The following is an 18,887-nucleotide window of genomic DNA, read 5'->3' as shown; positions in this document are numbered from 1 at the left end:
GACGAAGCTGGCCTCGGCCACCAGCCAGTACACCGCCTCGGCGATCTCCTCGACCGTGCCGATCCGTGCCAGCGGCGTGCGCGCCAGCAGCGCCTCGCGGGCGAAATCATCCTTGCCCTGTTCCGGCCACAGGATCGCGCCGGGGGCCACCGCATTGACCCGCACCTTCGGCGCCAGCTCCAGCGCCAGCGAACGGGTGGCCATCTCCAGCGCGGCCTTGGCCATGGTGTAGGCGATGTGGTCACGCATCGGATCGGTGCCGTGCAGGTCGGTCAGGTTGACGATGCAGCCCTGCTGGCGGCGCAGGTAGGGCGCGGCTGCCTGTGACAGCAGCAGTGGCGCGCGCGCGTTGACCGCATACAGCTCGTCCATCGCATCGGCAGTGACCTGGCCGAGCGGCGTGGGGAAGAAGTTGGAGGCGTTGTTGACCAGCGCGTCCAGGCGGCCGAAGTGGGTGACGGCCTGTTCCACCAGGTCGGGCAGGGCGTCGGCGTCGCGCAGGTCGGCCTGCAGGGCCAGTACGCTGCCCGGGCGTACGTTGTCGAAATCGAACGCGGCCTGCTGCAGTTCGGCGCTGGAGGTGTTGGCGTGCAGCACCACCGACCAGCCACAGGCGTGGAACTGGCGGGCGATGGCCGCACCGATCCGGCGCGCGCTGCCGGTGATCAGGACCACGGGGTGGGTGTCGCTCATCGAGGGTCCTCCAAGGCTCGGCTATCCTGTGCACCATTGTCACCGCATTCGAAGACGCCATGCAGCCCACCTTCCCCCTGCCCGAAGCCGATGCCCTGGCCCACAGCGACCAGCTGGCCGCCGCCCTGCGCGCCGAGATCCTTGCGCAGGGCGGGGCAATGCCGTTCTCCCGCTTCATGGAGCTGTGCCTGTATACCCCGGGCTGGGGCTATTACAGCGCCGGTGCCAGCAAGTTCGGTGGCAGCGGCGACTTCACCACCGCGCCCGAGCTCGGCAGCCTGTTCGCCGGCAGCGTGGCCAATGCCCTGGCGCCGGTGTTCGCCCAGCTGGGTGCGCAGGCGCGGATGCTGGAGCTGGGTGGCGGTACCGGTGCCTTCGCCGAGGCGGTGCTGCTGCGCCTGGCGGAGCTGGACGCGCTGCCCTCGCGCTATGCCATCCTCGAACCCAGCGCCGACCTGCGCGAGCGCCAGCAGCAGCGCCTGCAGCAGAACCTGCCGGCCGAGCTGGCCGCGCGCGTGGACTGGATCGACCGCCCGTTCGAAGAGGACTGGGAGGGCGTGGTGTTCGCCAACGAGGTGATCGACGCGCTGCCGACGCCGCGCTTCCTGATCCGCGACGGCGAGGTCTATGAGGAAACCGTCGAGCTGGACGCCGAAGGCCGCTTCATCCGCGGCGCGCAGCCGGCCGACATCCTGCTCAACGGCGCGGTGCGCCACATCGAGCGCTATCTGGAGAAGCCCTTCGCCGAGGGCTACCGTTCCGAAGTGCTGCCGCAGCTGCCGTACTGGCTGCAGGCGGTGGCTGGTGGCCTGCAGCGCGGTGCGATGCTGTTCGTCGACTACGGCTACAACCGCGGCGAGTTCTACCAGCATGACCGCGACGATGGCACCGTGCGCGCGTTCTACCGCCACCACGTGCACAACGACGTGCATCGCTGGCCGGGCCTGCAGGACATCACCGCCTCGGTGGACTTCACCGCGATGGCCGAAGCGGGCCTGCACGGTGGCTTCGAACTGGCCGGCTACTGCAGCCAGGCCAGCTTCCTGCTCGGTAACGGCCTGGACCAGGTATTGCTGCTGGCCGAGGAGCGCACCGATGAAGTCGGCCGCATCCAGCTGCGCGACCAGGTGAAGAAGCTGACCCTGCCGACCGAAATGGGCGAGCGCTTCCAGGCAATCGGCCTGCAGCGTGGCGTCGATTTCGAGCCGGCCTTCGAACTGGGTGACCTGAGCTGGCGGCTGTGAGTGATGCTCGGCCGCTGATCAAGCCGCTGCGCAGGCCGCGGCTGTGGACCGTGCTGTGGGCGCTGGCGGTACTGCTGGTGATCGTGGTGTGCCTGATCCCGCCGCCGCCGATTCCGTTGCCGGAAAACAGCGACAAGGGCGAGCACTTCCTGGCCTATTTCATCCTGGCCGGCAGCGCGGTGCAGCTGTTCCGTCGGGGCCGCCCGCTGCTGTGGGTGGGCGTGGGACTGGTGCTGATGGGCATCGGCATCGAGTTCGCGCAGGGCGCGCTGACCAGCAACCGCACGGCTGATCCGATGGATGCGCTGGCCAACACGATCGGCGTGCTGGCCGGCATGGCTACCGTATTGACCCCGCTGCGCGACCTGCTGCTGCGCTGGCGGGGGTAAAGGCGTGCCAACCAAGGTTGGCACCTACCGGTAGATCCACGGCACGCGTGGAGCCGTCCCGTAGATCCACGCCATGCGTGGATGAACTGCCCGGGGTGCCGACCAAGGTCGGCACCCACCAGGACAGACCTGCCCTCATTTCCCCAGCGTCACCTCATCCAGCACCCACATCGCCGGGCGCGTATCGCCGGTGAAGTTGATGCACAGGTCGCCGTTACCCTGGGTACCCTTCGGCAGCGTTGCACGCAGGGTCACGAAGCCATCGGCATCCGGCTGGGCCGGCAACGCAACTTCGGCCAGCACCTTGCCGCTGCAGTCGCCACGGCGCACCTGCATCTCGCCATGCGCACGCCTGGCCTTCTCGAAGCGACGCTTGGGTTCGTCATGGGCCAGCTGGAAGTAGTACGGAATACGGCCCGCACGCACTTCCACGCTGCCGACGCCGTCCAGCTGCGCCTGCGGCCAACGCCAGCACGGCTGGAAGATGTCGACGTTGAACACCGCGCGGGTGCCTTCGCGCGGGCCATCGTCTTCCAGGCGCAGCACCAGGCCCTTCTTGCCCACGCAGCTGAGCAACTCATCGCTGCGGCGGCTGAGCAGCGACTGCGCGGTGAACGCGGCGACGGTCGGCTTCGCGGCCAGCATCTGGCCCTGGTAGAACGCGGCGGCCTGCACGGTGGCGGGCAGCGTCGCGGTCAGCGGCTGCTGGTACAGCGGCGACTGTGCGCTGACCGGCTGGCCATCGGTGCTGTAGCGCACCTCATAGCCCAGCGGGTTGGCCAGCGACACGGCCACGGTGTTGGCGGTGCGGTTGTCGGTGTAATCCACGCCCACTTCGAACGGCGTCTGCGCATAGGCCAGGCCCCAGGCGCGGTAGCGCTGCAGCTGCGCCGGCAGGCGCGCGAGGAAGTCGCGGAAATCGCGGTGTTCCGGCGTGCTCCAGCCGGTCTCGGCCACCGCCGCCAGTCGCGGGAACAGGTTGTGCTGCAGGCGTGCATAGCTGCGCGTGTGCTCGGTGAACATGTTGGCCTGCAGGCCCAGGATGTGCCCGCGCTTGTCGGCAGCCAGTTCGGCCGGCACCGGCTCGAAGTTGTACAGCTTGCCAAGGTTGACCTGGGCCGGACGGCCCGGCGGCTCGTTCGGCGAGGCGGTCTGCAGGTAGTCCAGGTACAGGTAACCGACCGGCGACATGATCACGTCATGGCCGGCACTGGCTGCGGCCAGGCCGCCTTCGGTGCCCTGCCACGACATAACCGTGGCCTGCGGCGGCAAGCCCCCTTCGAGGATCTCGTCCCAGCCGATCAGGCGCCGGTCGTGTTGCTCCAGGAACGTCTCCAGGCGCTTGATGACATGGCTCTGCATGGCCATCTCGTTGTTGATGCCCAGCGCACGCATGCGCTGCTGCACCTGCCTGGAGGCTTCCCACTGGTCCTTGACCGCCTCGTCGCCGCCCACGTGCACGTACTTGGCCGGGAACAGTGCGATCACTTCTTCCAGCACGTTCTCCAGGAAGGTGACCGTGCTGTCCTCCACGTTGAACAGGTTCGGGAACACGCCCCACTCGCTGATCGGCTTCAGCGGGGTGCTGATCGAGCCCAGTTCCGGGTAGGCAGCGATGGCGGCGGTGGCGTGACCGGGCACGTCGATTTCCGGAATGACCTGGATATGCAGCCTGGCTGCATAGGCGATCACGTCGCGGATCTGCTCCTGGGTGTAGAAGCCACAGTACGGATGTTGCTGGCCACTGACCGGATCGATGCCGCCGTCACCGGCTGGCAGGCGGCAGCTGCCCACCTCGGTCAGCTTCGGGTAGCGCTTGATCTCCATGCGCCAGCCCTGGTCGTCGGTCAGGTGCCAGTGGAAGGTGTTGAGCTTGTGCGCGGCCATCGCGTCGAGCACGCGCTTGATCTCGTCCAGGCTCTGGAAATGCCGCGCCGAGTCGAGCATGAAGCCGCGCCAGCTGAAACGCGGCGCATCCTGGATCTGCACCACCGGCAGCACGCCGTTGCTGCCACCGGTGGCGAGCTGGGCGAGGGTGGTTGCGCCATAGAACAGGCCGGTTTCGTTGCCGGCCTGGATCACCACGCCCCGCGCGGTGCTGTCCAGCGTGTAACCCTCACCACTGTCGCGGAAGGTGGGAACGATCTCGAAACGGATACCGCCAGTGCTGGCGGCCGCCTTGCCCTTGGCCAGGGCCAGGCGCGGGCCACCACTGCGGGCCAGCAGGTCGGCGAACTGCGAGGCGACCCGCTGCGCGGCCTCGCCTTCGGCGTGCAACGTGGTATCGGCGCGTACGCTGATGCCGTTGCCCTCGCCACGCTGCACGTTGGACGGCGCGGGAATCAGCATCAGGCTGCCGGCGCGCAGCTGCGGGCCGGGGGCTTCGGCGGCGGGCGTGGGATCGGCGGCGAGTGCCGGCATCGCCGGCAGCAGGGCGAGCAGGCCGCCCAGCAGCACTGCGCTGCGCATCCTGGCGCGGGAAGGCTTGACCATCGGAACGACTCCTTGGAACGGTGCGATGAACGCTATACATGAAAAACGCCGGGCCCGGAATGACCCAGGCCCGGCGTGCGTGCACGACTCGGCGATGTTGCCGCCGCTGGATCAGTACTTGAAGCGGAAGTTGAGGTAGTACTGGCGACCGTTGCTGTAGAACGAAGTCGGGATGGCCGCGGTCTGGTAGTACTTGTAGGTCGGGTTGTTGAGGTTCAGGCCATCCAGGCTGATGCTCAGCCAGTCGGTGGCCTTGTAGCTCAGCGATGCCGACAGCGTGCCGAAGTCATCCTGGTAGTACGGGTTGGTGCCCGACAGGCTGATCAGGAACGAGGAACGGCGGGTGTAGCTGACCCGGGCGCCGAAGCGCTCGTTCTCGAAGTAGGCACCCACGTTGTAGGTGTTCTTCGAGGTGCCCAGCAGGTTGTGCGAGCCATCCGACCAGGTGTGCGAGGTCGTGCCATTGGCGTAGGTGTAGTTGGCATTGATGCCGAAGTACTCGCCGATCGGCTGCTCGTAGGCCACTTCCACGCCGGTCACCTTGCCGTCGGCATTGATCGGGGTGGAGATCTGGTAGGTCTCAAGCTGGTTGGTCAGTTCGCTGTAGAGCTGGCGCGAGACCACGTCGAAGGCGATGTAGTCCTTCAGGTCCATGTGATAGGCGCCCACCGACAGCATGCCGCGCGGCATGAAGTACCACTCCAGGTTGGCATCCAGGTTGGTCGACAGGGTCGGCTTGAGGTTCGGGTTGCCACCGCCGCCGGTCCGGTTCAGGTCCGAACCGTACGAGGAGGCACCCAGCGCCGAGTAGTCCGGCAGGGTCTGCGTCTGCGAAGCGGCGACGCGCAGCACCAGCTTGTCGTCCAGGTCGAACTTGATGTTGGCGCTGGGCAGCACACGGTTGCGCTTGTTCTGGAAGGCCAGGCGCTCCCACATGCCGAACAGGCTGCTGACATCGGCGTCGGCGGCCTTGCTGACGGCGTTGTAGGTGTCGATGTCCTGCTTGATGTTGACGTAGCGCAGGCCAACGTTGCCGCTCCACCAGTCGCCGCGGAAGTTGGCCTGCACGTAGCCGGCGAAGTTCTTTTCCTTCACCTTCCACTCGGCGCCGTAGTTATGGCGACCGGTCGGGCCATCATTGCCGGCCAGCCAGGTGGAGTTGTTGGTCACCGCGTCCTTCAGCGCACCCGGGGTGAAGTACCAGAGGTTGCGCGGGAAGGTGCCGCCGATGTCACCGGCAAAGCCACTCGGATAGTTGGCCGTGGCACCGTTCTTCAGCGCGCTCCAGATGTCACCTGGGGTTGCACCTTCCGGCGACAGCGCTTCGCGCTTGTGGTCGGCGAAACGCAGGCCGAAGTCGATCGAGCTCAGCACGCCGCCATCATTGAAGTACTGGTTGAAGTCGAGCGTGGCCCACTTCTCCTTGTCTTCAGCCGTGACCTGCTGGTTGCCCCAGGTGCCGAAGCTGGTCACGCCGTTGGGCGAGATATCGCCGCCGACATTCCAGTCGATCGGCGAGCCATTGCCGTGCGTGGCCCAGCTGGCGCCGCCACCGTTGGCCAGGGTGACCTCGGCGATGTACTGGCGCGGCGTTTCGCCGGTGCCCTTGGTGCTGCCGGCCTGGAACTTGGCGGTCAGGTTGTCGTTGATCTGCCAGTCGGCATCGAAGGTGACATAGCTCGACTTGGCCTTCGACTCGCGGTAGATCATGTCGTACACCGCGTAGTCGGTGCCCGGCACGCCCTTGTAGGTGGCGTTGGTCAGCACGCCATCCTTGATCACATAGCCCGGATCCGGCGCCTGCGACTTGGCGAAGCTGTTGCCGAACATCATGAAGTTGCGGTTGTAGTTGTTCGCCTTCAGTTCGGAACTGAAACCGTTCAGGCCCAGGGTGAGGCTGTCGCTCGGCTTGAACTGCAGCGAGACCAGGCCGCCCTTGCGCTCACGGGTCTGTTCGAACAGGGTCGAACCCAGCAGGCCCGGTACATTGACGCCGATCAGGTCGGGGTTGGTCTTGGCCACCGGATCACCGGCGCCGATCTTGAAGAAGCCGCCCGGGATTTCCTGCGCTTCACGGCGCAGCTCGCGCTTCTGGCTGAAGCCCTGCACCATCACGCCGAAGGTGCCTTCGTCGTTCTTGTAGTTGAACAGTGCCGAATACTGCGGGTCGTTCGACTTGGCCTGGTCCGAGCGCACCATGCCGATCGAGCCTTCCGCGGTGAACTGCTTGGAAAATTCCAGCGGCTTGCGGGTGATGATGTTGACGGTACCGGTGGTGCCGCCGTCCTGCAGCTTGGCCTGCGAGGACTTGTTCACTTCCACCGAACTGACCAGTTCCGACGGCAGCAGCGAGTAGCTGACGCTGCGGCCGACGTTGTTGCCCTGGCTGAGCACGAACCAGTCGGCCGAGCCGACGGTATGGCCGTTGATCAGGGTCTGGGTCAGGCTCGGGCTGGTGCCGCGCAGGCTGACACGGTCGGCTTCGTCGAAGCCGCCTTCGTCGGCGCTGGACGAGCTGATGTTGACGCCCGGCAGGCGCTGCAGGGTATCGGCGACGTTGTGCGCCGGCAGCTTGCCGACGTCTTCGGCGGTGACCACTTCCACGCGCGCATTGGCTTCGCGCTTGGTGTCCAGCGACTTTTCCATCGAACCACGGATACCGGTGACCGTCACGGTGTCCAGGTCGGTGGCGGTCTGGGCGGCCTGCTGTGCATGCGCACTGAAGGCGATGCAGCTGACGATGGCGGCCGAAAGCAGGGTCTTGCGGGTGTTCATGATGTCTCTCCTCATCACTCGATTGGATGCCGGCGGCGGTGTTCGATTACGGTTGCGAAGACATGCGCGGGGTGGCGGCGAAGTCCCGTGCGTTGGCGTGCCACGTACTGCGTGCTGCGATTGCGTTGAAGCCTGTTGCGGTGTCAGGCGGCCGACTGCTGCAGGTACCAGCTGGCAGCGCCGACCACGCCCAGCTGGCCGTGCTCGACGACCTTCACCGGGATGCGTGCCAGTGCTTCGCCCATCGGCCCCTTCTGCAGGTACCGTTCGACGAAGGTGCTGGCGTGCAGGTATTCGCGGATCTGCGGCAGGATGCCGCCGGCCAGGTAGACGCCACCATGGGCGCCGTAGAACAGCGCCATGTCGCCGATGGTGCTGCCGAGCAGGCCGCAGAACACATCCAGCGCCTGGCGTGCGTGCGCATCGGTATCGGCCATGGCGGCGGCGGTGACCGCATCCGGGCTGGCCAGCGTCGGTACCTGCCCCTGCAGCGCACATACCGCGCGGTACAGGTTCATCAGGCCCGGGCCGGAGATCGCATGCTCGATCGACACGTGCGCGCGGTCGCGCTGCATGTGGCGGACGATGGCCATTTCCAGTTCGGTGCTGGCGGCCAGGGTCGGCTGGCCGGCTTCCGTCGGCAGCACCACCGGGCCGTGTGCGGTGGGAATCCACAGCGCGGCGCCGAGGCCGGTGCCCGGGCCGACCACCAGGGTCGGGCCGCGTGCAGCGGTCTCCGGTCCGCACAGGTGCAGCACGCCGCTGGCGTCCACCTGCGCAGCGGCGTAGGCCACCGCTTCAAAGTCGTTGACGATGTAGACCCGCTGCAGGCCGACGTCGGCTTCCACCTGGCGCGCCGACAGCGGCCACGGCAGGTTGGCGGTGATCACCGTGCCGTCCTCGCGGGCATAGCCGGCGCTGGCAACCACGCAGTGCGTGGGCCGCGGGCCTTCACCGAGGAAGTCGGACAAGATCGCGCTGAGGCCGGCATGGTCGGCATTGCGGTACTTGCGGTATTCCAGCACCTGCACCGGGTGGGCGGCATCACCGCTGGCCTGGACCCGGGCCACGCGCACATGGGTGCCACCAACGTCGGCGGCCAGGAACGAGGGCGCGACTCGGGACAGGACATGGGCCGGGGCGGGGTGGCTGGCGGTCACGCGGGCTCCTGCTGCAGGTGGGGCCGGCCCCGGGATCGGGGGCGGCGATTGGGGCGGAGTCTGTAACCCCGCTGACAACGATGTCAACGAGTTCGTGACACTTTCGTTGCTGCGCCGCAACGAATACGACATGCAGTAAACGTTTACATGGCGTGAGCATGGGTTTCACACGGGAACCGTTGCTGCATGGGGCTCAAGGGCTGCAGCGCATTCAGCCCGATCTACCGGAATCGGCTTGCGCAGTGCAGCACGAGGTTTGCGGGGCGATGCAGGGAAGTTGACAAACCGCCGTTGTCCATCGAAAGAATGTGACAACGTTGTTCCCAGCCACTCTCCGACGCCGCGTTCTGCGGCCGTCGCCGCAGGAGCCCTCCTGATGTCCGCCGTCCCCGCTGCAAGCGCGCGCCCGAACGTGGCCACCTCCATCGCCATCGTCGGCGTGTTGTTCTTCCTGATCGGTTTCTTCACCTGGCTCAACGGGCCGCTGATCACCTTCGTCAAGCTCGCCTTCGAACTCAGCGAGGTCGGCGCCTTCCTGGTGCTGATGGTGTTCTACCTGTCCTACTTCTTCCTGGCCCTGCCGTCGTCGTGGATCCTGCGCCGCACCGGCATGAAGAAGGGCCTGAGCCTGAGCCTGCTGGTGATGGCCGGTGGTGCCGCGCTGTTCGGCGAATTCGCCACCCAGCGCTGGTACCCGGGCGCGCTCGGCGGCCTGTTCGTGATCGGCAGCGGCCTGGCCCTGCTGCAGACCGCGATCAACCCCTACATCTCCATCCTCGGCCCGATCGAGACCGCGGCGCGGCGCATCGCGCTGATGGGCATCTGCAACAAGATCGCCGGCATGCTGGCGCCGGTGCTGATCGGTACCGTGGTGCTGCACGGCATCGGTGACCTGTCGGCCAGCGTGGCCGTTGCCGATGAAGCGACCAAGGCGCAGCTGCTCAACGACTTTGCCGCCAAGATCCACGCGCCGTACCTGGCCATGGCCGGTCTGCTGGTGCTGCTGGCGGTGGCCGTGCTGTTCTCGCCGCTGCCGGAAATCAAGTCCGCCGAAGCCAACGCCACCCCCACCACCGCCGGCGCCGCCGAGCGCCGCAGCATCTTCCAGTTCCCGCACCTGTGGCTGGGCGTGCTGTGCCTGTTCGTGTACGTAGGCGTGGAAGTGATGGCCGGCGATGCGATCGGTACCTACGGCCACGGCTTCGACCTGCCGCTGGACCAGACCAAGATGTTCACCTCGCTGACCCTGTTTGCCATGCTCATCGGCTACGTGGTCGGCCTGCTGCTGATCCCGAAGGTGGTCTCGCAGTCGCGCTACCTGACCATTTCCGCCGTGCTGGGCGTGGTGTTCTGCCTCGGCGCCTGGGTCACCCACGGCTACGTCTCGGTGGGCTTCGTGGCCGCACTGGGCTTTGCCAACGCGATGATGTGGCCGGCGATCTTCCCGCTGGCGATCCGTGGCCTGGGCCGCTTCACCGAAACCGGTTCGGCGCTGCTGGTGATGGGCATCGCCGGCGGCGCGATCATTCCCCAGCTGTTCGCCGTGCTCAAGCAGCACATCGACTTCCAGCTGGTGTTCGTGCTGCTGATGGTGCCGTGCTACCTGTACATCCTGTTCTACTCGGTGATCGGCCATCGCGCCGGCCTGCCGCAGGACAAGGCCTGATCGGCGATGATGGACGGCAGCCAACCCCAGGGAAAACCCATGCGCAGAGCGACCATCAAGGACGTTGCGGAGAAGGCCAAGGTCTCGCTGAAGACGGTCTCGCGGGTGATCAACAACGAGCCCTCGGTGATGCAGGCCACCCGTGCACGGGTGCTGCGTGCCATCGCCGAGCTCGACTACGAGCCCGACCCGTCCGCGCGCAACCTGCGCAGCGGCACCACCTTCGTGATCGGGCTGGTCTACGACAACCCGAACCCGTACCACATCATCGGCGTGCAGAACGGCGTGCTCGCTGCCTGCCGCGAGACCGGGTTTGGCCTGCAGATCCATCCCTGCGATTCCAGCTCGCCGCTGCTGGCCGATGAGCTGGCCGACTGGGTGCAGCGTTCGCGCCTGGCCGGGCTGGTGCTGACCGCACCGATGTCCGAGCGCCGCGACCTGATCCAGGCGCTGACCGCGCGCGGCATCAAGCTGGTGCGCATCATCGCCGCCACCGAAGACCCGGCCGACGGTGCCTGCGTGTTCGTCGACGACCGCGAGGCCGCCTACGAGATCACCGAGCATCTGATCCAGCTCGGCCACCAGCGCATCGGCTTCCTCTGGGGTGGTATCTCGCACCGCTCCTCCGGTGAGCGTTATGCCGGTTACGAGGCTGCGCTGAAGGACTACGGCATGACCGTGGACAAGCACCTGGTGGTGCAGGGTGATTACACCTTCGATGACGGTTTCCGCGGCGCGCGCCGCCTGCTGGCGCTGCGCGAGCCGCCCACCGCCATCTTCGGCTCCAACGATGAAATCGCCGCCGGCGTGCTGGCGGCCGCCAAGTCGGCCGGCATGAACGTGCCCTATGACCTGTCCATCGCCGGGTTCGAGGACAGCCCGTTCTCGCGCCAGTCGTGGCCGCCACTGACCACCGCCAAGCAGGCCACCGAAGACATCGCTCGCCACGCTGCGCGCCTGCTGATCGCGCAGCTGCGCAGCGACGCCTACGACGATGCGCCGGCGCCGCTGCACAACCAGGGCTTCGTGCCACAACTGGTGGTGCGCGGTTCTACGGCGCCGATGCGCCCGGCCGGCGCACGCCCCCTTCCTTCCGATCCTGCCTGAGCCTGCCATGTCGCTGTCAGACCCCACTTCCACCCTGATGTTCGCCGAGGCCGCTGAAGCAGCCGACGTGGTCGCCCGCCAGTTCTCGCGCAACCACGCCACCATGGAAACCCTGGCCGCCAGCCTGCGCGCGGCGCCGCCGCCGTTCGTGGTCACCTGCGCGCGTGGCAGCTCCGACCACGCCGCCACCTACGGCAAATACCTGCTGGAAACCCAGCTGGGCCTGGTGGTCGCCTCGGCCTCGCCGTCGGTGGGCTCGGTGTATGCCGCACCGCTGCAACTGCGCGGCGCACTGTTCATCGTCATCTCGCAGTCGGGCAAGAGCCCGGACCTGTTGCGCAATGCGGAAGCCGCCAAGGCGGCCGGTGCGCGCGTGATCGCGCTGGTCAACGTCGAGGATTCACCGCTGGCGCAGCTGGCCGACACGGTCATTCCGCTGCATGCCGGTGCCGAGAAGAGCGTGGCCGCCACCAAGAGCTACCTGGCTTCGCTGGCTGCGCTGCTGCAGCTGGCCGCGTACTGGAAGCAGGACAGCAACCTGCGCGCGGCACTGGACCTGTTGCCCGATGCAATGCGTGCGGCCTGGCAGTGCGACTGGAGCGCGGTGACCGACGGGCTGGTCGAAGCCACCAACCTGTTCGTGCTCGGCCGCGGCCTGGGCCTGGGTGCAGCGCAGGAAGCCGCGCTGAAGTTCAAGGAAACCTGCAGCCTTCACGCCGAGGCCTACAGTTCGGCCGAGGTCAAGCATGGCCCGATGGCGCTGGTCGATCGTGGCTTCCCGGTGCTCGCCTTCGCACAGCCGGACGAGACCGGTGCCGGCACCCGCGCAGTGGTCGATGAGTTCACCGCGCGCGGTGCACAGGTATGGCTGGCCGGTGCTGGCGGCAATCTGCCGGTCGCGGCCGCGCCGCATCCGTTGTGCGCGCCGCTGCTGACCGTGCAGAGCTTCTACCGCGCGATCAACGCGCTGGCGCTGCGCCGTGGCTTCAATCCGGATCTGCCGCCGCACCTGAACAAGGTCACGGAGACGGTCTGATGGCCACGGTGCTGCGTAACGCCCGCATCCTTGCAGGCGATGAATTCCGCGACGATCTGGCGGTGGTGATCGAGGACGGCCGCATCAGTGCGCTGCTGCCCGATGCCGCGCCGCAGATCGGCCAGGCCGCCGAGCAGGTGGACCTGGGCGGAGGCTGGCTGCTGCCCGGTTTCATCGACGTGCAGGTCAACGGCGGCGGCGGTGCGCTGTTCAACAACACGCCGGACGTCGCGTCGCTACGCACCATCGCGCAGGCGCACCGGCGTTTCGGCACCACCGCGATGCTGCCGACGCTGATCAGCGACGACGTGGGCGTGATGCGCGAGGCCATCGGTGCGATGCGCGAGGCCATCGCACAGGGCGTGCCGGGCGTGATCGGCATCCATCTGGAAGGCCCCTACATCGCACCTGCGCGCAAGGGCACCCACGATGCCAGCAAGTTCCGCGTGCCGGACGAGGATGAGATCGCGCTGGCCGCGTCGCTCGACAACGGCGTGACCCTGCTGACGCTGGCGCCGGAACGCGTGCCGCTGGAGACCATCCGTGCGCTGGTCGAGCGAGGCGTGATCGTCGCCGCTGGGCATACCGCAGGCACCTACGAAGAGATCCGTGCGGGCCTGGATGCCGGCGTGCGTGGCTTCACCCATCTGTACAACGCGATGTCGCCATTGCAGGGCCGCGAACCCGGCGCAGTGGGCGCCGCGCTGGAAGACCGCGACAGCTGGATCGGCATCATCGTCGACGGTGTGCATGTGCATCCGGCCAGCCTGCGCGTGGCCCTGGCGGCCAAGCCGCGTGGCCGCCTGCTGCTGGTGACCGATGCAATGCCGCCGGTCGGTGCCGATGACCCGAGCTACGTGCTGTACGGCGAAACCATCACGGCCATCGACGGCGTGGTCCGCAATGCCGCCGGTGCACTGGCAGGTTCGGCGCTGGACATGGCCACCGCCGTGCGCAACACCGTGCAGCTGCTGGGCCAGCCGCTGGCCGAAGCCGCACGCATGGCCTCGACCTATCCGGCGCAGTTCCTCAATGTCGATGACCGCCTCGGCCACATCGCAGAGGGCTACCAGGCCGACCTGGTGCTGCTGGATGACGCCCTGCAGGTGCGCGGCACCTGGATCGCCGGACAGTACGAGGCCGCCTGATGAACGCTACGCCGCCACGCCGGCTGGGCTCGATCGATGCCCTGCGCGGCATCACCGTGGCGGCGATGCTGCTGGTCAACAATCCGGGTGACTGGAGCGCGGTGTTCGCACCACTGCGTCATTCGGAATGGCACGGCTGCACGCCCACCGATCTGGTGTTCCCGTTCTTCCTGTTCCTGGTCGGTGTGTCGATGGCCTTCAGCGTGGCACCGCGCGCGCTGGACGCGTCGGTCCGCCCTGCGTTGGCGCGTGGCGTGCTGGAACGCGCACTGCGCATCCTGCTGGCCGGTGCGCTGTTGCATCTGTTGATCTGGTGGGCGCTGCAGACGCATCACTTCCGCATCTGGGGCGTGCTGCAACGCATCGCGGTATGTGCGGCGCTGGTGGGCGTGCTGGCGGTGTATGCGCGGCCGCGCGTGCAGGCGGCCGTGCTGGTCACGCTGCTGGTGGGGTACACCGTACTGCTGCTGGGCATCGGCGATCTGGCGCCGTGGACCAATCCGGCCAGCCGTCTGGATACCACGCTGTTCGCCCCGTGGATCTACCAGTGGCACGCCGATACCGGGCTTGGCCATGATCCGGAAGGATTGCTGAGCACCCTGGGTGCCCTGGCCAGCACCGTGCTCGGCCTGTTGGCCGGCGGCCTGCTGCGCAACGGGCGTTCGGCGGCGCTGGCCGGGCTGGGCGTGGCAACCGCTGTGCTCGGGTTGCTGCTGGCCACCGTGCTGCCGTTGAACAAACAGCTGTGGACGCCCAGCTATGTGTTGTGGACCGGTGGCCTTGCCGCGCTGGCGCTGTGGCTGGGCCACGTGCTGATCGACCGCAAGGGTTGGCCGGCGCTGGGGCGGCGCTTCGGGGTCAATGCGATCACCGCCTATCTTGGCGCGTCGGTCATGTCCGTGGTGCTGATGGCTACTGGCGCCTGGGGCTGGATCTGGCAGCAGCTGACCCATGCGATGCCGCAGGCGCTGGAGCTGGCATCGATGCTGCAGGCAGTGGCGTTCGTCGCGCTGTGGTGGGGCGTGGCCTGGTGGTTGGACCGGCGGAAGATCTACCTGAAGATCTGACCCGCCTCATCCACGCCCTGCGTGGATGCTCTTCTCGCTACTGGTGGCCTCCAGAAAAATGAATGGTTTCAGTCACGTAGAGGCCAGGTGAGGATCGCTCGAGTTCGCAATTGAAGTGTGATCACTGGCACGTAAATTCACCTGTCGAAACCATTCACGACAAGGCAGACTGCGCTCGCAGTACCGCATATCCGCAGTTCCTGATCCCCTGTCCAGGAGTGCTGTATGTCCCGTGCCGTCCCGCGCGCGTTTCGTCCGCGCCGCCTCACCGTTTCCGTGCTGCAGGCCCTGGCCGTTCCCTCCGTCATGCTGATGTCCGCCAGCGTCGCTTGGGCCGGCTGTGACGTCATTGCGCCCGTTGCCGGCCAGACGGTCACCTGCACTGCCAGCGCACCCAACCCGCAGACCGTTCCCATTGCTGCCAGCGGCGCGGCCGGCATCACCGTCAACGTTGCCAGCAGCGCCCAGCTGCAGCAGAGCGGTGGCGGTTCCGCCATCTCGCTGGTCGGCGCAGGGGGCCATCTGCTGTCCAACCAGGGCGCGATCAGTTCGCTCAGCGGCGTGGCGGTGCAGCTCGGCGGCGGCAGCCGCGTCGAGAACCTTGGCAGCATCAGCACGGGCAACAACATCGCCCTGCAGTTCGTCGGCAATGGTGACAGCGTGCTGGTCAACCGCGGAACGCTCAGTGGCGGAACCGGCGTGCAGTTCGGTGCCGGCAATGATCGCCTGGAGATGCAGGCCGGCAGCATCACCGGCGGTGTCCTGCAGGGCGATGGCAACGATGTGCTGCTGCTCAACGACGGTACCCTCGACCGTGTCGACCAGGGCAGCGGCGATGACCAGATGACGGTCACCGGCGGCACCATCACCGGCGTGGTCGCACAGGGCAGTGGCCGCGACGATTTCGTCATGACCGGCGGCACCGTCGGCGCCCTGCAGCAGGGCGACAACATCGACACCTTCCGCATGAGTGGTGGCCGCATCATCGGCGCGTTCGAGGATGGCGACCGGGCCTGGATGACCGGTGGCCGCATCGGCCGGGTCAACATGAAGCTGGACAAGAACCTGTGGGACATGTCCGGCGGTACCGTTGACGGCAACGTGGTGACCGGCTTCGACACCGACACCATCATCATCTCGGGCACGGCCTACATCGGCGGCAACATCAGCGTCAGCGGCGGTGCCGACAGCGTGACCATCACTGATGGCACCGTGCGCGGCCAGGTGCTGCTCAGCACCGGCAATGACACGTTCAACTGGACCGATGGCGGCATCGTCTACGGTGCGATCGACATGGGCCCGGATGACGACGTTGCGAACCTGGCCAACCTCACCCAGACCCACGTCGGCGCAGTACCCCTGTTCGACGGCGGCAGCGGCACCGACCAGCTCAACCTCACCAACGTCAAGACCACTGGCGTCGGGCGCTTCCAGAACTGGGAAACGATCAACCTGGCCAGCAGCACCGAACTGACCTTCGACGGCGCTCTGGTGCTGGGCGATGCCGGCACCGGCACCGGTACGCTCACCGTCGACGACACCAGTACGCTGTTCGCTGGCGGCGGCAACTACGCGATTCGCCCGTTCGCGGCATCGGGCCTGGTCAACGTGGTCAATGCCGGGCGCATCGACCTGACCGCCAGCGGCAGCGCCGGTGATGCCTTCACCGTGCGCGGCAGTTACCGCGGAGACGGCGGTGGCGTGTACCTGAAGACGGTGCTGGGGGCCGATGATTCGGCCAGTGACACGCTGGTGTTCGACGGCGGCACGGCCACCGGCAGCACCGGCATCGGCATCCTCAACGTGGGCGGCGGTGGTGCGGCGACACGTACCGACGGCATCCTGGTGGTGCAGGCATTGAATGGCGCCACCACCGCGCCGGGCGCATTCTCGCTGTTTGCGCCCGTGGCGGCCGGTGCCTATGAGTACTTCCTGTTCAAGGGCGGGGTCAGCGCGGGCACCGGCGAGAACTGGTACCTGCGCTCGACGCTGGTGCAGGGACCAACTCCGGCGCCCAATGGCGGCGGTACCGTCACGCCGCCACCGCCAACACCGCCGGTGGCCCCGCCGCCGCCGATCGCGCCGGCGCCACCCCCGCCGCCCGAAGGCGCCACCGATCCGGACCTGACCGCCGGTGAGACCGCCCCACCGCCACCGCCGCCGGAGCCACCGCCGGCGCCGCCGCCGACCGATCCGGAAGTGCCCGAGGTGCCGGTGGCCGGTGGCAGCCTGCCTGGCACGGGCGCGCCGCCGACACCGGATGCGCGCCCGGCAGAAGGCGCCGTGGTGCCGCTGTACCGCGTGGAGACCGCCACCAACGCGGTGGTGCCGCCCCTGCTGCGCGAGGCGTCTCTGGCCAGCCTCGGCACGTTCCACGAACGGCAGGGCGAGCAGCGCCTGCTGTACAACCAGGGCGCGCTGCGCACCGCCTGGGGCCGGCTGGTCGGGCAGAGCAGCGAGATTCACTGGAAGGGCGATGCGCAGCCCGGGTTCGACGGCGATGTGATGGGCCTGCAGGCCGGTCTTGATGTGTGGGCTGCGGCCAACGACAACCATCGCAACCAGATCGGCGTGTTTGTCGGCCGCACCCGCGCACAGGGCAAGACCACCGGCCTGGCGCTGGGCTGGGAGAACGTGCAGGTGGGCCAGAACCGCCTGGATGACAAACACGTGGGCCTGTACTGGACACTCACCGGCAGCACCGGTGGCTACATCGATGCGGTGGCGATGCAGAGCCGTTACGACGGTCGCGTGCGTTCCTCGCGCGGGCTGGGCTTCGGCATCAAGGGCGATGACACCAGTGTGTCGGTGGAGGCCGGCAAGCCGCTGCTGCAGTTCGGCCAGTCGGCCTGGTGGCTGGAGCCGCAGGTACAGGTGATCTGGCAGCGCACCGCGCTGGATGACCGTCGCGATGCGGTATCGAGCGTGCGCTTCGACAACGACAACGCCTGGACCGGCCGCATCGGCCTGCGCCTGGCTGGCGATTACCAATTGGCCGACAACGGCTGGCAGCCGTACTTCAAGCTCAATTACTGGCACGGCGGCTCCGGCGAGGATCGCATCCGCTTCGACGACGACGTGATCGTCAACTCGCAGCGCTCGCGTGCGCTGGAAGCCGGCGTGGGTGTGGTCGGGCGCTTCAACCGCACCATCAGCGCCTATGCGGTGGCCGATTACACCCGCGAACTGGGCGGCGATCGCAACGAGAAGCGCCGCATCATCGAAGGCAACATCGGCCTGCGCGCGGACTGGTGACGGCCGCGCGCCCGGGTGGGTGCCGACCTCGGTCGGCACTCATCCCATCACCGCCATGATGCGCTCTGGATTCCAATCCGCTCTGGATTCCAACCGGCGCCATGACCTGCTCCGCGTTCCAACCGACGCCATAATCTGCTCTGGTGGGTGTCGACCTTGGTCGACACGAATCCATCGGCGTCACGATCCCGCGCGTGCACCGGGTGCCACCAACCCGCCCGCATGATCGGCCAGCACCACCACCGCATGCAGCAGGCCTTCCTCCACCTGCGGCGGGCACTGCGCTGCCGCATCATCCATCTCGCGCGCCGACTGCGCCGCCAGCAACACACCCCCGCAGGCGGACACCGCCGCGAGGCACCGCGTGGCCTCGGCCAGTTCCCGGCCACGCGACTCGCCGAGGTGCCGTTCGCGCCAGGGCTGGCCATCGGCAGCGTGGCTTTGCGCGATACCACGCAACCGGGCGAAGAAGGCCGACGGCGCGGCATCGCCGTCGCCCTCGCACAATGCATCTTCCAGCGCTTCAGCCACGGGAGTGGGCAGCGCCAGGCCGGGCAGGACATCGCCCAGCAGGGCGTGCAGACGTGGATAGGCGGGGTAGGGCGTGTTCATGGCAGCAACCTCACAAGGCAAGGCCACCTGCGGGATGCAAGGTGGCGGGCGGTGCGGGTTGGCGTGCCGGTGAAGCTCTCCACGAGGAATGACGCCGGCGGATCCGGGGATCCCCACGCACCGCCCGCCGCAGAACGACGGACGGTGCATTGTTCGGGCCGGCAACGACGTTGCAAGCCTGCTCGTGAAAAACTTCATTCAGGACGCCAATCCCGGCCAGCGCAAAGCGCGCCGGCAGAGCC

The 18,887-nt window shown here is 67.5% G+C and carries 13 protein-coding genes; 8 read left to right on the top strand and 5 right to left on the bottom strand.

What is annotated here, in order from left to right:
* Positions 1-693 (bottom strand): pteridine reductase (locus N5C18_RS18350; RefSeq protein ID WP_279945350.1); only part of this gene is annotated, 693 nt, incomplete at its 3' end.
* 59 nt (positions 694-752) lie between these two features.
* On the opposite strand from N5C18_RS18350, the gene N5C18_RS18345 reads away from it, so the two are divergent.
* Both N5C18_RS18345 and N5C18_RS18340 read left to right on the top strand, forming a co-directional pair.
* Positions 753-1,937, top strand: a complete 1,185-nt coding sequence (locus tag N5C18_RS18345; protein WP_053510673.1) for an SAM-dependent methyltransferase — start codon at positions 753-755, stop codon at positions 1,935-1,937.
* Positions 1,934-2,326: a VanZ family protein gene (locus tag N5C18_RS18340; protein WP_049458854.1), complete on the top strand. Its 393-nt coding sequence runs from the start codon at positions 1,934-1,936 to the stop codon at positions 2,324-2,326. Before N5C18_RS18345 ends, N5C18_RS18340 begins: the two co-directional genes overlap by 4 nt.
* Positions 2,327-2,461: 135 nt before the next feature.
* Here the strand turns inward: N5C18_RS18340 and N5C18_RS18335 are convergent, their stop codons facing one another.
* The 3 genes from N5C18_RS18335 to N5C18_RS18325 all read right to left on the bottom strand — a co-directional run bounded on the left by N5C18_RS18335 (position 2,462) and on the right by N5C18_RS18325 (position 8,754).
* Positions 2,462-4,819: a family 20 glycosylhydrolase gene (locus N5C18_RS18335; RefSeq protein ID WP_279945349.1), complete on the bottom strand. Its 2,358-nt coding sequence runs from the start codon at positions 4,817-4,819 to the stop codon at positions 2,462-2,464.
* Positions 4,820-4,930: 111 nt separating this feature from the next.
* Positions 4,931-7,594, bottom strand: a complete 2,664-nt coding sequence (locus tag N5C18_RS18330; protein ID WP_053510670.1) for a TonB-dependent receptor — start codon at positions 7,592-7,594, stop codon at positions 4,931-4,933.
* A 143-nt stretch (positions 7,595-7,737) separates the two neighbouring features.
* Positions 7,738-8,754: a glucokinase family protein gene (locus N5C18_RS18325; RefSeq protein WP_053510668.1), complete on the bottom strand. Its 1,017-nt coding sequence runs from the start codon at positions 8,752-8,754 to the stop codon at positions 7,738-7,740.
* 376 nt (positions 8,755-9,130) lie between these two features.
* Here N5C18_RS18325 and N5C18_RS18320 point away from each other — a divergent pair, with 376 nt between their 5' ends.
* The 6 genes from N5C18_RS18320 to N5C18_RS18295 all read left to right on the top strand — a co-directional run bounded on the left by N5C18_RS18320 (position 9,131) and on the right by N5C18_RS18295 (position 18,033).
* On the top strand, positions 9,131-10,420 hold the full coding sequence (locus tag N5C18_RS18320) for a sugar MFS transporter (protein WP_053450811.1): 1,290 nt from the start codon (positions 9,131-9,133) through the stop codon (positions 10,418-10,420).
* A gap of 39 nt (positions 10,421-10,459) precedes the next feature.
* Positions 10,460-11,527, top strand: coding sequence for a LacI family DNA-binding transcriptional regulator (locus N5C18_RS18315; protein ID WP_006391719.1), 1,068 nt, complete (start codon positions 10,460-10,462; stop codon positions 11,525-11,527).
* A 7-nt stretch (positions 11,528-11,534) separates the two neighbouring features.
* Positions 11,535-12,563, top strand: coding sequence for an SIS domain-containing protein (locus N5C18_RS18310; protein ID WP_053450810.1), 1,029 nt, complete (start codon positions 11,535-11,537; stop codon positions 12,561-12,563).
* Positions 12,563-13,711, top strand: a complete 1,149-nt coding sequence (nagA, locus tag N5C18_RS18305; RefSeq protein WP_053450809.1) for an N-acetylglucosamine-6-phosphate deacetylase — start codon at positions 12,563-12,565, stop codon at positions 13,709-13,711. The genes N5C18_RS18310 and nagA overlap by 1 nt, the downstream gene beginning before the upstream one ends.
* The gene (locus N5C18_RS18300; RefSeq protein ID WP_279945347.1) at positions 13,711-14,778 is read left to right on the top strand and encodes a heparan-alpha-glucosaminide N-acetyltransferase domain-containing protein; all 1,068 of its coding nucleotides are present in this window, start codon (positions 13,711-13,713) and stop codon (positions 14,776-14,778) included. The genes nagA and N5C18_RS18300 overlap by 1 nt, the downstream gene beginning before the upstream one ends.
* 225 nt (positions 14,779-15,003) lie before the next feature.
* Complete coding sequence (locus N5C18_RS18295; RefSeq protein WP_279945346.1) at positions 15,004-18,033, top strand: autotransporter domain-containing protein; 3,030 nt, start codon at positions 15,004-15,006, stop codon at positions 18,031-18,033.
* Between the two features lie 180 nt (positions 18,034-18,213).
* On the opposite strand, the gene N5C18_RS18290 is transcribed toward N5C18_RS18295, so the two are convergent.
* Positions 18,214-18,645 carry a hypothetical protein gene (locus N5C18_RS18290; RefSeq protein ID WP_279945345.1) on the bottom strand — a complete coding sequence of 144 codons (432 nt, stop codon included), beginning with the start codon at positions 18,643-18,645 and terminating at the stop codon, positions 18,214-18,216.
* Between the last annotated feature and the right edge of the window lie 242 nt (positions 18,646-18,887).

The organism is Stenotrophomonas sp. GD03930, from assembly GCF_029839665.1.
In the GTDB taxonomy this organism is placed as follows: domain Bacteria; phylum Pseudomonadota; class Gammaproteobacteria; order Xanthomonadales; family Xanthomonadaceae; genus Stenotrophomonas; species Stenotrophomonas forensis.
Note: the sequence above shows the minus strand (reverse complement) of the source record. Positions and strands in the feature narration are given on the sequence as shown.

What these genes read in the sequence shown, in the direction of transcription:
- nagA (WP_053450809.1), top strand. Translation starts at nt 12,563, where the DNA reads ATGGCCACGGTGCTGCGTAACGCCCGCATCCTTGCAGGCGATGAATTC.
- N5C18_RS18315 (WP_006391719.1), top strand. Translation starts at nt 10,460, where the DNA reads ATGCGCAGAGCGACCATCAAGGACGTTGCGGAGAAGGCCAAGGTCTCG.
- N5C18_RS18335 (WP_279945349.1), bottom strand. Translation starts at nt 4,819, where the DNA reads ATGGTCAAGCCTTCCCGCGCCAGGATGCGCAGCGCAGTGCTGCTGGGC.
- N5C18_RS18330 (WP_053510670.1), bottom strand. Translation starts at nt 7,594, where the DNA reads ATGAACACCCGCAAGACCCTGCTTTCGGCCGCCATCGTCAGCTGCATC.
- N5C18_RS18310 (WP_053450810.1), top strand. Translation starts at nt 11,535, where the DNA reads ATGTCGCTGTCAGACCCCACTTCCACCCTGATGTTCGCCGAGGCCGCT.
- N5C18_RS18295 (WP_279945346.1), top strand. Translation starts at nt 15,004, where the DNA reads ATGTCCCGTGCCGTCCCGCGCGCGTTTCGTCCGCGCCGCCTCACCGTT.
- N5C18_RS18290 (WP_279945345.1), bottom strand. Translation starts at nt 18,645, where the DNA reads ATGAACACGCCCTACCCCGCCTATCCACGTCTGCACGCCCTGCTGGGC.
- N5C18_RS18300 (WP_279945347.1), top strand. Translation starts at nt 13,711, where the DNA reads ATGAACGCTACGCCGCCACGCCGGCTGGGCTCGATCGATGCCCTGCGC.
- N5C18_RS18345 (WP_053510673.1), top strand. Translation starts at nt 753, where the DNA reads ATGCAGCCCACCTTCCCCCTGCCCGAAGCCGATGCCCTGGCCCACAGC.
- N5C18_RS18320 (WP_053450811.1), top strand. Translation starts at nt 9,131, where the DNA reads ATGTCCGCCGTCCCCGCTGCAAGCGCGCGCCCGAACGTGGCCACCTCC.